This window comes from Bifidobacterium sp. LH_558 (assembly GCF_056356295.1).
Map to the genome: position 1 here is coordinate 108,542 of NZ_JBKETZ010000005.1, position 15,519 is coordinate 124,060.

At 63.5% G+C, this 15,519-nt stretch carries 14 protein-coding genes; 11 read left to right on the forward strand and 3 right to left on the reverse strand.

Features of this window, described 5'->3' with window-relative positions; all coding sequences use genetic code 11:
- Window positions 1-68: 68 nt before the first annotated feature.
- Both AC1AV0_RS07785 and AC1AV0_RS07790 read left to right on the forward strand, forming a co-directional pair.
- Entirely contained in the window at window positions 69-1,031 is a 963-nt protein-coding gene (locus AC1AV0_RS07785) for an L-lactate dehydrogenase (RefSeq protein ID WP_476572762.1), read from the forward strand.
- A 266-nt stretch (window positions 1,032-1,297) separates the two neighbouring features.
- Window positions 1,298-2,233: a cation diffusion facilitator family transporter gene (locus tag AC1AV0_RS07790; RefSeq protein WP_476572764.1), complete on the forward strand. Its 936-nt coding sequence runs from the start codon at window positions 1,298-1,300 to the stop codon at window positions 2,231-2,233.
- A gap of 90 nt (window positions 2,234-2,323) precedes the next feature.
- Here AC1AV0_RS07790 and lexA read toward each other — a convergent pair whose 3' ends face one another.
- Window positions 2,324-3,037, reverse strand: a complete 714-nt coding sequence (gene lexA, locus AC1AV0_RS07795; protein WP_476572978.1) for a transcriptional repressor LexA — start codon at window positions 3,035-3,037, stop codon at window positions 2,324-2,326.
- Window positions 3,038-3,225: 188 nt separating this feature from the next.
- On the opposite strand from lexA, the gene AC1AV0_RS07800 reads away from it, so the two are divergent.
- A complete protein-coding gene (locus AC1AV0_RS07800) occupies window positions 3,226-3,561 on the forward strand; it encodes a LysM peptidoglycan-binding domain-containing protein (protein WP_476572980.1) in 336 nt (111 codons plus the stop codon).
- 57 nt (window positions 3,562-3,618) lie between these two features.
- A complete protein-coding gene (nrdR, locus tag AC1AV0_RS07805; protein ID WP_476572766.1) occupies window positions 3,619-4,065 on the forward strand; it encodes a transcriptional regulator NrdR in 447 nt (148 codons plus the stop codon).
- Window positions 4,066-4,200: 135 nt separating this feature from the next.
- Here the strand turns inward: nrdR and serA are convergent, their stop codons facing one another.
- Both serA and AC1AV0_RS07815 read right to left on the reverse strand, forming a co-directional pair.
- Window positions 4,201-5,400 (reverse strand): phosphoglycerate dehydrogenase, encoded by a 1,200-nt coding sequence (gene serA / locus AC1AV0_RS07810; RefSeq protein WP_476572768.1) that lies wholly within the window; start codon window positions 5,398-5,400, stop codon window positions 4,201-4,203.
- Between the two features lie 9 nt (window positions 5,401-5,409).
- Complete coding sequence (locus tag AC1AV0_RS07815) at window positions 5,410-7,689, reverse strand: HelD family protein (protein WP_476572770.1); 2,280 nt, start codon at window positions 7,687-7,689, stop codon at window positions 5,410-5,412.
- Window positions 7,690-8,127: 438 nt separating this feature from the next.
- On the opposite strand from AC1AV0_RS07815, the gene mraZ reads away from it, so the two are divergent.
- Genes mraZ through mraY form a run of 7 tightly spaced genes read left to right on the forward strand, consistent with a single transcriptional unit; the run spans window position 8,128 to window position 15,508 of the window.
- Complete coding sequence (gene mraZ / locus AC1AV0_RS07820) at window positions 8,128-8,646, forward strand: division/cell wall cluster transcriptional repressor MraZ (protein WP_476572771.1); 519 nt, start codon at window positions 8,128-8,130, stop codon at window positions 8,644-8,646.
- Window positions 8,646-9,683 carry a 16S rRNA (cytosine(1402)-N(4))-methyltransferase RsmH gene (gene rsmH, locus AC1AV0_RS07825; RefSeq protein WP_476572773.1) on the forward strand — a complete coding sequence of 346 codons (1,038 nt, stop codon included), beginning with the start codon at window positions 8,646-8,648 and terminating at the stop codon, window positions 9,681-9,683. The genes mraZ and rsmH overlap by 1 nt, the downstream gene beginning before the upstream one ends.
- A gap of 9 nt (window positions 9,684-9,692) precedes the next feature.
- The gene (gene ftsL / locus AC1AV0_RS07830) at window positions 9,693-10,151 is read left to right on the forward strand and encodes a cell division protein FtsL (RefSeq protein ID WP_476572982.1); all 459 of its coding nucleotides are present in this window, start codon (window positions 9,693-9,695) and stop codon (window positions 10,149-10,151) included.
- The gene (locus tag AC1AV0_RS07835; RefSeq protein ID WP_476572774.1) at window positions 10,148-11,944 is read left to right on the forward strand and encodes a peptidoglycan D,D-transpeptidase FtsI family protein; all 1,797 of its coding nucleotides are present in this window, start codon (window positions 10,148-10,150) and stop codon (window positions 11,942-11,944) included. Before ftsL ends, AC1AV0_RS07835 begins: the two co-directional genes overlap by 4 nt.
- 28 nt (window positions 11,945-11,972) lie before the next feature.
- A complete protein-coding gene (locus AC1AV0_RS07840; RefSeq protein ID WP_476572775.1) occupies window positions 11,973-12,854 on the forward strand; it encodes a hypothetical protein in 882 nt (293 codons plus the stop codon).
- Between the two features lie 46 nt (window positions 12,855-12,900).
- Entirely contained in the window at window positions 12,901-14,385 is a 1,485-nt protein-coding gene (locus tag AC1AV0_RS07845) for a UDP-N-acetylmuramoyl-tripeptide--D-alanyl-D-alanine ligase (RefSeq protein ID WP_476572777.1), read from the forward strand.
- A gap of 19 nt (window positions 14,386-14,404) precedes the next feature.
- On the forward strand, window positions 14,405-15,508 hold the full coding sequence (gene mraY, locus AC1AV0_RS07850) for a phospho-N-acetylmuramoyl-pentapeptide-transferase (RefSeq protein WP_476572779.1): 1,104 nt from the start codon (window positions 14,405-14,407) through the stop codon (window positions 15,506-15,508).
- The last annotated feature ends 11 nt before the right edge of the window (window positions 15,509-15,519 follow it).

Sequence of the window (15,519 nt, forward strand, 5' to 3'; positions counted from 1 at the left end):
TACAAAGCGTTGTTTGGTTAGAGAAACCCGCCACAACACGGGAAGTAATCAGGAAGAGAAATAACACCATGGCTGAATCACATGTGAAGCCCACAAAGCTTGCCGTAATCGGTGCCGGTGCCGTTGGTTCCACACTGGCTTTCGCCGCCGCCCAGCGCGGCATCGCACGTGAGATCGTGCTCGAGGACATCGCCAAGGAGCGTGTCGAGGCCGAGGTGCTCGACATGCAGCACGGTTCCAGCTTCTACCCGACCGTCTCCATCGACGGTTCCGACGATCCCGAGATCTGCCGCGACGCCGATATGGTGGTGATCACCGCCGGTCCGCGTCAGAAGCCCGGCCAGTCCCGTCTCGAACTCGTGGGCGCCACGATCAACATCCTTAAGGCCATCATGCCCGGTCTGGTCAAGGTCGCTCCGAACGCCGTCTACATGCTCATCACCAACCCGGTCGACATCGCCACCCATGTGGCCCAGAAGATCTCCGGCCTGCCCGAGAACCAGGTCTTCGGCTCCGGCACCAACCTTGACTCCGCCCGTCTGCGCTTCCTGATCGCCGAGCAGACCGGCGTTAACGTCAAGAACGTGCACGCCTACATCGCCGGCGAGCACGGTGATTCCGAGGTCCCGCTGTGGGCCTCCGCCACCATCGGCGGCGTCCCCATGTGCGATTGGACCCCGCTGCCCGGCCATGCTCCTCTGGATGCCGCCATGCGCGAGCAGATCCACCAGGACGTGAAGAACGCCGCCTACAAGATCATCAACGGCAAGGGCGCGACCAACTACGCCATCGGCATGTCCGGCGTCGACATCATCGAAGCCGTGCTCAAGGACTCCAACCGTATCCTGCCCGTGAGCTCCATGCTGAAGGACTTCCACGGCATCTCCGACGTGTGCATGTCCGTGCCGACCCTGATCAACCGTTCCGGCGTCAACACCGCCATCAACACTCCCGTCTCCGACAAGGAGCTTGCGGCCCTCAAGCGTTCCGCGGAAACGCTGAGGGAGACCGCCGCCCAATTCGGCTTCTAGCAAAATCCCGCACCGATGGAGCGCCTTCTGCGTTGCTCGGAACTCGACGTACCTTTGTACGCCTTCGTTCCGTGCGTCTTGAAGTCGCACGCATCGGTGCGGGATTTTGATTCTGATGCCGATGGAGCGCCATAGACGTGTGCTATGGTGAGAGCGGTGATGAGACCCCGGCTTCGGCCGGGGTTTCGTCGTATTTGCGGATAAATGGAAATGGTATTGAGAAGCGGTTTCAACTGGAACCGGTACGAGGAAAGAGGGGATGGGTCATGGCTCATGATCACGGATCGATGAACGGCGGGGGCGACGCGACCTCCCATCAGCGTCGGCTGATGATGACGCTGGCGTTGACCGGCACCGTATTCGTGGCGGAAGTGGTCGGTGCCGTCATCACCGGATCGTTGGCGCTGCTCGTGGACGCAGGACATATGCTCACTGATATGTCGGTGCTGGTCGCTTCGACCATCACGGCGATGCTGATGCGCCGCGCACCCAGCAACAACCGCACCTGGGGATGGGCACGACTCGAAGTCATCACCGCGGCCGGCGGCGCCATCGTACTGCTGGTGGTGGGCGTCTACGCGCTGGTCGAAGCCGGTATGCGGTTGTTCGGCGGTGCGGACGGCGAAATCCACGATGTGCGATTGCTGCTGTTCTTCGGCGTGCTGGGACTCGCCGCCAACGTCGGTTCCATCGCGATCCTCGCCGCGCAGCGCGCCGACAATATGAATATGAAAGCCGCGTTCCTCGAAGTGATGAACGACGCCCTCGGATCGGTGGCCGTCGTGATCTCCGCCGTGGTGATGCTCTCCACGGGCTGGAACGGCTTCGACGCGGTCGCGGGCGGGCTGATCGCGCTTCTGATGATCCCACGCGCCATCACACTGCTGCGCAACGCGGTGCGCGTGCTGTTGGAGGAAACGCCGGAAGGTCTCGACCTCGACGCGGTACGCGAACATCTCGAAGACGTGCCGCATGTGGTCGCCGTGCACGACCTGCACGCCAGCACCGTATCCACCGGCATGCCGATACTCATGGCGCATGTGGTGGTGGAGCGGGGGCTCACCATGGAGCAGGCCGCCGATATTCTCGGCCAATTGCAGGACTGTCTACGCGAACACTTCCCCGTGTCGGTGCCGCACACCACCTTCCAGCTCGAACCGGAAGGATACACCACTCCGTCCGCCGAACAGCTGCATATGTGACGAGCGGGCTGGCGAGTAGGAGAGATCCTTCGACTACGCTGCGCTCCGCTCAGGATGACGGAAGAGCCTATCCGTTTGGGACCTGGGATATTAGAGCTTGCGCAGTACGGTGACGACTTTGCCCATGATCTGGGCGTGGGTGCCGTCGATGGGGGAGTAGGCGGGATTGTGCGGCATCAGCCACACATGGCCGTCCTGCTTGCGGAAGGTTTTCACAGTGGCTTCATCGTCAAGCAAAGCCGCCACGATGTCGCCGTTCACCGCGGTGTTCTGCTCGCGCACCACCACGAAATCGCCGTCGCAGATGGCGGCGTCCACCATGGAATCGCCGTGCACCTCCAGCATGAACAGCGTGCCGGTTCCGGTCAGCCGCTCCGGCAGGCGCATCACATCATCCACATGCTGGTCCGCGGTGATAGGCACGCCGGCCGCGATACGGCCCACCAGCGGCACATCATGCGACTGCATCACCGATTCGCTTTCGGGGAAGGGGATGATGGTCGCCGTCGTGGCGGGAGTCTCGGGCTGCGTGGGCTGGGTCGCGGACGTCGCCTCGTCGCCCTGCAGGGGCGTCACCACCTCGATGGCGCGCCCCTTGTTGGCGTTCATGCGAATGAAGCCTTTGTCTTCCAGGGTCTGTAACTGGTGCTTCACCGACGACGGGCTTTTCAGCCCCGCGTATTCGCCGATTTCGCGAAAGGATGGGGCGAAGCCATGGGAGTCGATATGCGTGCGAATGGCCTCCAGCACCTTGCGCTGGCGGTCGGTCAGCGTGTTGTCGGCTGATGATGGCTGCGGGGTCATGGCGATGATGCTCACGTCGGGGCTCCTTTCGGGCGGCTGTGACCAGTGTATCGTGCAAATCATGTGAAATCAAACATCTGTTCGACTCGACGTGTTGACGTTGTCGAACAGATGTGCCACAATCAGAACAAGTGTTCGATAGAACAGGTGTTCGAAAGGAAGTGGTTGCGATGGCTGGAACTGCTGTGATGATGGGCAAAGGCGTGATGAGGAGTGGTAATACTCGTTCTCATGGAACGATGCGTCTGACCGCACGTGGCAAGCTGGTCGCGGCATTGCTGGCGGCGGCCTTGACCTGGGCTGGGATCAGTGTGCTGTCGCCGGTTCCGGCGCATTCGGAGGCGGGTGCGACCGCGGTGTCCAGCTACACCGTGCGCCCGGGGGATACGCTGTGGTCGTACGCGTCGAGCATCACTCCCGCGGGGCAGGACGTCTCGAATACGGTCGATGAGCTGATCGAACTGAACAATCTGGAATCCGGCGCGCTGCAGGCCGGGCAGCGCATCATCGTGCCGCAACGCTGACGTTGCGAAACTCCGATGTTTGGCGGAAATACGCCACCGCACGGTATTCTTGGCGGCATGCACTGTCCTTTCTGCCAGAACTCCGATACCAAGGTCATCGATACGCGCATCAGCGAGGATGGCTATTCCATCCGTCGCCGGCGGCAATGCCCCAAATGCGACAAGCGGTTCACCACGATGGAAACCAATATGCTGCTGGTCACCAAGCGTGGTGGGAACAGTGAGCCCTTCAATCGCGATAAGGTCGTATCCGGTGTGCGCAAGGCCTGCCAAGGCCGCCCCGTCAAGGAAGAGGATTTGAAGATGCTGGGGCAGAAGGTCGAGGAGGATCTCCGCTCGCGTGGACTCGCCGAAATCACCTCGGACGAGGTCGGCAAGGCGATTTTGAAGCCGCTGCGCGATCTGGACGAGGTCGCGTATCTGCGCTTCGCCAGTGTCTACCAGAATTTCGCCGGACTCGAAGATTTCCAACGCGCTATCGACGATCTGCGGGACGGGCAATAACCGCGCTCGTAGAGGTTGAGGCTTTCCAAAAAGATAAGAAAACGTCAAAGCGCCGGTCTTCTATCGCATCCGTAAGCGATACAGGACCGGCGCTTTGTTGATGAGACTCTGCGTCTATGTCTATTTTGTCGGGTCTTAACTGATTACGCGCATGCGGATCGTGCCTTCGATGTCGCGCAGCGCCTGCAGCGTCGCGTTGCTCGGCGTCTTCGAAACATCGGTGACCACATAGCCCAACTCGCCCTGCGTGCCCAGCGACTGGGAGGAGATGTTGATGTCCTCCTCACCCAATGCGCGGTTGACATGCGCGAGCACGCCGGGCAGATTCGCATGCAGATGGGTGATGCGTGTGATGCCGTTGCCGTCGCCGAGGCTAATCGGCGGCAGATTCACCGACAGCGAGGTGGAACCCTTGAACCAGTAGTCCTCCAGACGTTGGGCGACGAAGTGGCCGATGGCCTCCTGCGCCTCCAGAGTGGAGCCTCCGATATGCGGGGTCAGGATCATATTGTCCTCATTGGCCAGCGAGGTCTCGAACGGATCACCCGACTTCTTCGGCTCGACGGGGAACACGTCGACCGCCGCGCCAGAGACATGGCCCGAAGCCAGATGCTGCTTCAATGCGCCCAAATCGACCACGAAACCGCGCGACAGGTTGATGAAAATCGCGCCGGGCTTCATATGGGAGAACTGCTCCTCTCCGAAGAATCCGGTGTTCGACTTGCGGCCGTCGACATGCAGGGTCACCGCGTCGGCCTGTTCGAGCAGCTCGTTCAGCGAGTCGCACCGCTGCGCGTTGCCCAGGGCGAGCTTCTCCTCGAGATCGTAGAACACGACGCGCATGCCCAGGGCCTCCGCCAGCACGGACAGCTGTGAGCCGATGTTGCCGTAGCCGATGATGCCCAGGGTTTTGCCGCGCACCTCATGCGAGCCGCTGGCGGTTTTGTCCCATAGGCCGTGCTTGAGGTGATGCGTGTGGGCGGGGATGCGGCGCATCAGGCAGATGATGTCGCAGATCACCAGCTCGACCACGGAACGCGTGTTCGAATACGGCGCGTTGAACACGGCGATGCCGCGGCGTCCGGCCTCGTCGAGATCGACTTGGTTGGTGCCGATGCAGAAACAGCCGATGGCGCTCAAATGGGGGCGCGCGGCCATGACGGCGGCGGTGACGTTGGTTTTCGAGCGCACGCCGAGCAGGTCGACGCCTTCCAGCGCGTCGATGAGTTCGTCCTCGCTCAGCGCGCCCTTGAGGGCTTCGACCTCAAAGCCATGGTCGCGCAGCGATTTGACGGCGCAGGGATGGATGTTTTCCAGAAGTAACGCTTTAGGCATGTCTCCACCTTAGAGGGTCAGCGAGGATTCGTCAGCTTGTGTCCGAACTATAACCAAACGCTGCGTCGGGCGGGTCATGGCCACATACAGGTCGGCGGCCGCCACCAGACGCGCGGGGGCGTCGTCCTCGATCTGCCCGGGCTGGGCCACGATGACGGCGTCGTATTCCAATCCCTTGACCTCCTCGGTGCCGCAGACGGCGACCTGACGGTCCCATTCGGGCTGGTCGGCCAGACGCGTGGCCTCGGTCGGGTCAAGCGAGACCTCCAGCTGCCGCGATACCGCCTGGCGCAAGGGGTCGATCATCTCATCGGGGGCGATGACGGCCACGCGGCCGCTGCCGTCGGAGGATACGAAACGCTGCGTCAGCTCGGCCGCCTGCAGGGCCACGGCGTCGGCCAGCGCGGCCTCGTCGGGCACCACCTGGGTGGACACGGAATCGGGCATGCTGCGCACGGCGTTCACCGTGGAGATGTACAGGCCTTCCGCGGAGGCGAAGCGCGACGCCAGATCCGAAACCTCCTTGGGGTTGCGGTAGTTGATCGTCAGCTCGTTGAGATCCCAATGCTCAGGGCCGAACAGACGGTTCATCGTCTTGGGCCACGACCGGGTTCCTCCCAGCGCGGAGGTCTGCGCCACATCGCCCACGATGGTGAACGAACGCGACGGGCAGCGCCGCATCAGCATGCGCCAGTCCATATCGGTCAGTTCCTGCGCCTCGTCGACCACCACATGGCCGTACACCCATTCGCGGTCCGAAGCCGCGCGTTGGGCGGTGAGCTCCGCGTCCATGCCATTGATATGGTCGAGCAGCATCTGGCTGGTCACCAGACCGGTACCGATTCCCGCCTGTGCGAGGGTGTCGCGGGCGAACTGCTCCTCCTGCGCGCGCTGCGCCTCCCGCGCGGCCCGTCGGGCGGTCGCCTTCGGGTCGGGACCCAGCAGTTCCATGGCCTCGTCGAGCAGGGGGATGTCCGAACGGGTCAGCGGCGATCCTTTGGGGCGGGTGAGCGTGCGCACATCGTCGTCGCTCAGCCAGGGAGCCATCGCGCGCAGCTTGTCGGGGCGGGCGAACAGCTGGTCGATCAGCCAAGGCGCGGTCATCGGCAGCCAGCACAGGTTCAGGGTTTTGCGCACCTTGTCGTTCATGCGCAGCAGCGAGGAGACGCGGCTTAATTCGGCGGCGTCGGGCGTGTAGTCGAGCTGTTCGACGTAGCGGTCGCGCATGCTGTGCAGCATCTGCTGGATGAAGGTCTCGCGGGCCTTGTTGTGCGGCGCGCGGGTGCGGCGCGCGTCGGTTTGCGCCTGCTGGATGTCCACCGCGAGCATCGGCACGTTGACGCCGCTGATGTTCACGGTCGGCAGGTCGGCGGGGACGCGCACGCGCGCGGCCACCGCATTGGCGACCAGCTGCGCCATGCGCCGGTCACCCTTGAGCTTGGCCGCATACGGATCGTCGGCGACGTCGGTGGTGAATCCTGGTATCAGATCGGCGATGGTGCGGCTGACCACGCCGGTTTCGCCCAGGGAGGGGAGCACCTGGTCGATATAGTGCAGGAACGTGGAGCTGGGGCCGACGACCAGCACGCCGGAACGTTCCAGCATGCGACGGTGCGTGTAGAGCAGATAGGCGGCGCGATGCAGCGCCACCGCGGTTTTGCCGGTGCCGGGGCCGCCCTGCACGACCACCGCATGGCCCATATCGGAGCGGATGATGCGGTCCTGCTCGGCCTGGATGGTGGCCACGATGTCGGTCATTTTGCCGGTGCGGCGCGAGCTGAGCGACGCCAGCAGCGCGCCTTCGCCGGTGAGCGTGCCGGCGGACGAGGCCTTGCCCACCTGGTCGGAATGCACGTCGAGCACCTCGTCCTCGATGCCGACGACCTCACGGAAACTCAGGGTGATATGACGGCGCATCACGATGTCGCCATGATTGGACGGAGTCGCCTCATAGAAAGGTCTGGCGGCTTCGGCGCGCCAGTCGGTGAGGATCGGCTCGTGGGATGCGCTGGACAGGCCGACGCGTCCGATATAGCGGCGCGTGCCCTGCTCGTCGTCAAGGCGGCCGAACACCAAACGATCCTCGACGGCGCGCAGCTGGGTGAGGCGGTCCTCGTACATCGTGGCGAAGGAATCGCGCTCGGTGCGCTGGGTGGGGGAGCCATGCGATCCCGCGGCCCTTACGGCGTCGAGTCGGGATCTCGTCTGCGCGCGCAACGCGTCCAATCGGCCGTACGCGCGGTCGACGGCCTGCTGTTCCTCATGCAGCTGGGAGGAGTAAGTCGACATGGTCGTCCGTTTCTCATGATGACAACTTCGGGCAATCAAATGTAGCGCGTGCCCTATACGAGTCGGTCGCCTCCGCATCGGAGCGCGATGGTTCGCAAGCCATGTTCGATGGGCATGAGGTTTTCGGTGGGTATAAGGATTTTGGCGGCTGGGGGAGCGTCGCCGGCACGGGCGCGATCGGAGATGTGGGGATTCGCGACCCGGATTCTCTGAGGCGATAGGCGTGCCCCATAGTGGCGCGAGCGGCTTAATTCGGGTGTTTTCGAGGAAAAGCTCTATGCCGAGCGCGTCGTTCGGCGCGCTTGATATGGGGGTAATGCTCCTAAAAGATGCAAAGATTTGTGTTTTGGTGGTGAGAAATGGGGAGTGGTGGGGTAAAGTGGTGAACCAGTTGTGGCCGAAGTGTACCCGAATGCGCCTGTGGAAGGAGGTGGAGCCATGGTTGATGAGCAGTCGACGACCATGCAGGACTCCGCCGCACCCTCGGCGGGCGTGGCCGCTTTGCTGGAGGGGCTCCCTCCGCTGCTGCTGGGCACCTACACGCCCAAAATCGACGCCAAAGGACGCATGGCGCTGCCTGCGAAGTTCCGCTCTCAATTGGGTCAGGGACTGGTGATGGCGCGTGGCCAGGAGCGATGCGTGTGTCTGCTGCCCTTCGACGAGTTCCGCCGCATCGCCGGGCAGATCCAGCGCACCTCCGTGGGCAACAAGGCCGCCCGCGAATACCTGCGTGTGTTCCTCTCCGGCGCCGTGGACCAGCAGCCCGACAAGCAGGGTCGCGTGCTGGTGCCGCAGATGCTGCGCGACTATGCGGATCTGGGCAGCGATGTGGTGGTGATCGGCGTGGGAACGCGCGCCGAATTGTGGAATAAGGACGCTTGGGAGCGGTATCTGGCCGAGAAGGAAGAGGGCTACGCCGATATCGCCGACGATGTGCTGCCGGAGGTGGAATTCTGATGACCGACCTGACCTCCATCCATCAGCCCGTGCTGCTCGAGGATTGCGTGAACCTGATGGCACCCGCCTTGAACCATGCGGGCGCCATCGCGGTGGACTGCACGCTGGGCTTGGCAGGCCATTCCACGGCCTTTCTCAAAGCCGCCCCTAACGCGCGGCTGATCGGCATCGACCGTGACGCCGAGGCGTTGGCGATGGCCACCGAGCGTATGCGACGCGAGGGCCTGTCCGACCGTTTCACTCCCGTGCACGCAGCCTTCGACGAGTTGGACGCCGTGCTGGAGGAGCGCGGCATCGACGAGGTGGACGCCGTGTTCATGGATTTAGGACTGTCCAGCCTGCAGATCGACGAGGCCGACCGAGGTTTCTCCTATTCGCATGACGCGCCGCTGGATATGCGTATGGATGTGAGCCAGGAGCTCACCGCCGCGATCATCCTCGCCACCTACGACGCGCGCCAGCTGACACGTATCTTCAAGGAATACGGTGAGGAGCGCTTCGCCCGTCAGATCGCCGCGCAGATCGTCGCGCGCCGTGACAGGGATCCGTTCGTCTCCACCGCGCAGCTCAACCGGCTGGTCGATGAAGTCGTTCCGCAGGCGCACCGTCCGGCGGGCAATCCCGCCAAGCGCGTGTTCCAGGCGTTGCGCATCGAAGTCAACGGCGAGCTGGACAAGCTGTCCTCGACCCTGCCGCAGGCCGCGAACCGTCTGGCGGTGGGAGGCCGCCTGGTGGTGGAGTCCTACCACTCGCTTGAGGACAAAACCGTGAAGTCGTTCATGGCGCAGGGCCTGCGTATCGACGCGCCCGTCGATATGCCGGTGGTGCCGCCCGACGCGCAGCCGTTCTTCGCGGACCTGACCCGAGGAGCCGTTAAGGCGGACGCCGAAGAAATCGCATCCAATCCGCGTGCCTCGTCGGTGCGGCTGCGCGCCGTGGAGCTGACGCGGCGAATTCCCGATCGCTGGCGGCGTCGTTTCGCCGAAGGCCCGCGACCCGACCATGCGACGAACCGACGTCGATCCAGAAGGGGCTGAATCATGTCGATGCCATCACCACGCAGCGTGCGTTCCCATGCCTCATCCGCGGCCAGCCGCCCCGCGGCCAAGCCGCGTGCCTCGCGCCCCGAACTGCGCGTCATCACCGGCCAGCGCGTGCAATCGGTCCATGCGGGCGATGCGATCGCCCGTGTGGTCGAATGGACGCGCACCCGCAGCGCGCCGCTGCTGCACGTCGCCATCGCGGTGACCTTTCTGCTGTGCACGCTGGTCGGCTCGTTGATGCTGCGCACGCAGATGGTCGAGAACTCGTTCGCGGCCTCCGAAATCGAACAGCACATCAGCCAACTCACCCAAGACGTCGAAGACGATCAGGCCAAGCTCGACCAGTTGGTGGCGTCCCTGCCGAGCAAAGCCGAAGAGATGGGCATGGTGCCGCAGTCGGGCTCCATCTCCATCGACCTCAACGGATACCAGTCAAGTGAAAGCGAAAGCGCAGCCCAATGATCTCACGCATCCTCAATTTCGCCCGGGCGAAGAATTTCGCGTTTCGCTGCATCGCCATCGGTGTGGTTTTGGCGCTGGTCGCGGCCGTCTGCCTGGCGCAGCTGGCGGCGACCCAGCTGATCAACGGGCAGCAGACCGCGTTGGCCGCCACCCAAAGCCGCACGCTTTCCGTGCCGTTGAGCGCCAAACGAGGCCGCGTGCTCGACGCCAACGGCACCGTGCTGGCGCAAAGCGTGGACCGCTACACCATCGTGGCCAATCCCGAAGCCGCGCAGGATTTCGTTCCGATCACCTGCACCGGTGAGAACGACGACGAATGCCATGAGATCGACGGCGAACCCGTGGGCGTGAAAGGCGCCGCCGCCGTGGCGCGTCTGCTCGCCTCCGTGTTGGATATGAACGCCATGGAGCTGGGCGCCTCCCTAAGCATCGACGGACAATACGTGGTGCTCAAGAAGGACGTGACCCCACAGGTCAAGCGTTCCATCGAGAACCTCCACCTCGGCGGCATCGTCTGGGGGGAGCTGAGCGACGAACGCGTCTACGCCGACGACAACCTCTACGGCGCGCTGCTGGGCGGCGTCGACGCCGAGGGTGTGGGCGTGTCCGGCATCGAGCTGATGGAGAACGAGCTGCTCACCGGCACCGACGGCAAGAAGGTGTACCAGCAGGGCAACGGCGGCGAGGAAATCCCCGGTACGGTGACCGAATCGACCGAGGCTGTGGACGGCAGCGACGTGACGCTCACCATCGACAGCGACGTGCAGTGGTACGTCAAGAAGGTGCTGCGCGAGGCGCAGAAGAAGTACGGTTCCGAATGGGGCATCGCCGTGGTGCAGCGCGTCAGCGACGGCCAGATCGTGGCGCTGGCCGACAGCGACGAGATATCCGCCGGTTCCGACGAAGCCAGAATGGGCACGTCGCGCGCCGTGAGCGAGGTGTTCGAACCGGGCTCCATCGGCAAGGTGATCTCGCTGGCTGGCTATCTGCAGACCGGACAGCACAAGATCAGCGACCAATTCGAAGTGCCGGACAACTACACCTTGGACGGGCAGACCTACAAGGATTCCTTCACCCACGGCACCGAGCACTGGACGCTGGCGGGCATTCTCGAACAGTCGTCGAATGTGGGCATGATCCTCGCCGCCGAGAACTACACGGACGAGCAGCGCTACGAGTATCTGACCAAATTCGGCATCGGGCAGGACAGCGGCCTGGGGCTGCCCGGAGAGTCCTCCGGCCTGTTGGCCTCGGCTTCCTCTTGGGACACTCGTACCCGCAACACCGTGCTGTTCGGCCAGGGCTACGCCACCAACATCCTGCAGCTGACCAACGCCATCGCGACCATCGCCAACAAGGGCGTCAAACTGCAGCAGTCCATCATCAAATCGACGACCGACGCCGACGGCAAAACCACCGAAACCAAGACCTCGGGCGCCACCCGTGTCGTCGACGAGCAGGTGGCCGCCGACGTGATGAACGCCATGGAATCCGTGGCCGAGCACTACAGCGCGTTCGTGAAGGTCGACGGCTACCGCATGGCCGCCAAAAGCGGCACCGCCGAGGTCGTGGGCAGCGACGGAAGGATCTCCAGCATCATCAGCGACTATTCGGTGATCATTCCCGCCGACAATCCGCAGTATGTGGTGACCGTCGTGCTGAAGGATCCGCAAGGCTCCTACGGCGGTCTGACGGCCGGCCCGGTCGCCGCCGATATTTGTGCGTTCCTTATGCAGAAATACGAGGTGCCGGTGTCCTCCGCCCGCAAGGATGCTATTCCAGTCAATTGGTGACATACCCCGAACGGAAAGGCGTTAATCGATGAGCGCAGTGAGCGAATCCGGCAGTCAACGCTTGACGTTGGGCGGTTTGGCGCAGCGGTACGGGCTGGATATGGAGCCCGAGTTCATCGCGAACGTGACGATCACCTCGATTGCCGACGATGTCGATTCACTTTCTCCGGGCGCGTTGTTCATCGCGCGGACCCCATCGGCCATCGCCGCATTGCCCCGTGCCGCCCAGGCCGGCGCCTACGCGGCGTTGCTGCCCCGTTCTGCCCGAGGTCGGGCGGAAGTCGAGGGCGGCGAGCTGCCTTTGCTGTTCGGTACATTGGACGAACGACGTTTGGGGGACCTCGCGTCGGCCATCGCGGGGAATCCGTCGAATTCGATGGCGGTGTTCGCCGTCGCCGGAGACGATCGGCATACCATCGCGGCGGATGTTGACGCGTTGTTCGATCTGCTGCATCTGCTGGGCAATCCTGTGGCCGTGATCAGCGCCGACGGGTCGCGTTCCATGGAACGTTCGCTTGAACTGTCATACCCGCTGGGCGTGCTTGATATGCAACGTGTGCTGTCGGTATGCGCCGAGGACGGCGTTGCCGCGGTGATCATCGCGCTTGATTCGCATACCGTCGCCGAATCGGGATTGGAATCGGTCACGATGGATGTGCTCGGCGTCGAACAGGCCTCCGGCCACATGTCCGTCGAAGGGTTGCGATCCCGGTACGGATTTGTCGTCGACGACGATATGCGGCTGACCACACCCACCTCGGAGGCCAGGCAGTTGTCTCTGGAGTCCGCCATGGCCGGCGGGCACGGTATCAGCGAGTCCCTGTCGTTGGCCATCGCCATGGTGCTGGCGGCCGGAGTGCGGCGCAACAACGTCAGAAGCGCCCTGAGGGTGTCCAGAGAATTGCGGTAAGGCTTGGATTCGCACGAATCAAGCCCAATATGAAGGAGAGACGACTATGGTGCCGATGAGCGTGGAAACGATCGCGCAGGCGGTGTCGGGACGACTGGTTCCGCCCGCGCGACAGGATGCGGGGTCGGCGCTTGGCGTCGCGGTGGTCAGTGACTCCCGCCAGGTCGGTGAGGGCTCGGTGTTCGTCGCGATCAAAGGCGAGCGGGTGGACGGGCATGATTTCGTGCCGTCGCTGGCCCAAGCCGGCGCGGTTGCGGCGATCGTCGACCATCCCGTCGACGGGGCCCAAATTGCGCAGATCGTCGTCGACGACACGGTCGCCGCGCTGGGGGAGCTCGCCGCGTACAACATCGCCCTGCGCAAGGCCATGGACGAGCCTTTCGACATCATCGGCCTGACCGGTTCGGTGGGTAAAACCACCACCAAGGACCTGCTGTCCTCGCTGTTGGGCCGTTTGGGCAACACCGTCGCGCCGGTCGGCTCTTTCAACAACGAGATCGGCCTGCCGTTGACGGCTCTGAAAGTCGATCGCGACACCCGCTTCTTCGTGGCGGAGATGGGGGCCAACCACCTCGGCGAAATCGCCAGCCTGACGCGCATCGCCCCGCCCGACATGGCCATCGTGCTCAAAGTAGGCGTCGCGCATCTGGGAGAATTCGGCTCGCGTGAGCATGTCGCGCAGGCGAAAAGCGAGATCGTGCGCGGCCTGGTGCCGGGAGGCATCGCCGTGCTCAACGCCGACGACGAGCATGCCGCCGCCATGGCGGATATCGCCGAAGGGCAGGTTCGCTGGTTCGGCATCGACCATATCGATGCGGAACACACGGTGAGCGCCGCCGATATCGTGATGGACGAACGCGACCGGGCCGGCTTCGTCATGCGCACCCCCCACGGCGAGACGCCGGTGCGTCTGGGCATCTCCGGTCGCCATAATGTGATGAACGCGCTGGCCGCGGCGAGCGTCGCCCTGCACTTCGGCATGAGTCCCGCCGACATCGCCGAAACATTGGGCGCGCAGCAGCGCATCAGCCCGCATCGCATGGCCGTCAGCCAAGTGACGCGCGGTGAGGCCGAGTTCACACTCATCGACGACTCCTTCAACGCCAATCCCGACTCGATGAAGGCCGGATTGGATGGTTTGGCCGCTTGGGGCGCGGGCAAGCGGATGTATCGCGTGGCCGTGCTCGGCGCCATGCTCGAGCTCGGCGGCGATGGAGCGGAACTGCACGCCCAGGTGGGTGCGTACGCCGCCTCGCTGGACGTGGACGCCATCGTCGCGGTCGGCGGATCGGGCGGCGAGAATCTCGACGCGCTGGCCGACGCGTTGGCCGAAGGGGCAAAAAAGGAATGCTCCGACGCGGGCAATGACAAGGTGTCGATAGACTTGGTTTCGGATATCGACCAGGCGGACCGGCTGGTGGCGGATATGGCCGCCTCGCATCCGGATATCGTCGTGCTGCTCAAGGGGTCGCACGCGTCGGGATTGAGCGCCCTCGCCGAGCGTTGGACCGCCGGGACGAACAACCGATAGAAGAGATGGAGATCCTCACGTGATTGCGCTGATCATTGGAATGCTGGTGTCGCTGGTCGTCACCATCGTCGGTACGCCGCTGCTGATTCGTCTGGTGAACCGCCTGCATTACGGCCAGTACATTCGCCAGGACGGACCGCAGTCCCATCAGGTCAAACGCGGCACGCCGACGCTTGGCGGCGTGGTCATCAACATCGCCATCGTCGCTGGCTGGGGCGCGTCGGCCCTGTACCGATGCCTGGCGCGCGGCGAGCAGCTGTCATGGTCCGCGGTGCTGGTGCTGTTCGCCATGCTGTCGATGGGCATGCTCGGATTCATCGACGATTTCGCCAAAGTGCGCAAGAAGCAGAACGAGGGCCTGTCTGTGGCGGGCAAATTCGCCGGCCAGTTCATCCTCGCCACCATCTACGCGGTGCTGGCGCTGATCGTGCCCACCAGATCCGGGTTCCCCAGCGCGCAGGCCGGCATGAGCTTCATCGAGCAGCCGTTCTTCAGCTTTGATTTCGCCGGTGAGCTGGTGGCCACCATCCTGTTCGTCATCTGGGTGAACTTCCTGATGACCGCATGGACGAACGCGGTGAACCTCACCGACGGCCTCGACGGCCTGGCCGCGGGCTCGTCGATGATCGCCTTCGCCGGATACGCGATCATCGCGTTCTGGGAAAGCTACCACTTGAAGGGCAGCGGGCACGAAGGCTACACTTACGCCGTCTCCGATCCGCTCGATCTGACCATCATCGCGGTATGCGCCGCCGTGGCCTGCTTCGGATTCCTGTGGTACAACTCCAACCCCGCGTCCATCTTCATGGGCGACACCGGCTCATTGGCTCTGGGCGGACTGTTCGCGGCGTTGTCCATCGCCACCCACACCGAGTTCCTTGCGGTGATTATGGGCGGACTGTACGTGATCGAGGCGATGAGCGACGTCATCCAAGTGGGCTACTTCAAGATGACGCATCGCCGCGTGTTCAAAATGGCGCCTGTGCACCATCATTTCGAACTCAAAGGATGGACCGAAACCAAGGTCGTGGTCCGTTTCTGGATGATTGAGCTGATGTTCGTGCTCGTCGGCGTGGTGATCTTCTACGGCGATTGGGTGGCCCGCTCCAATCTGCTCGTCTGACGCAAGAAAAC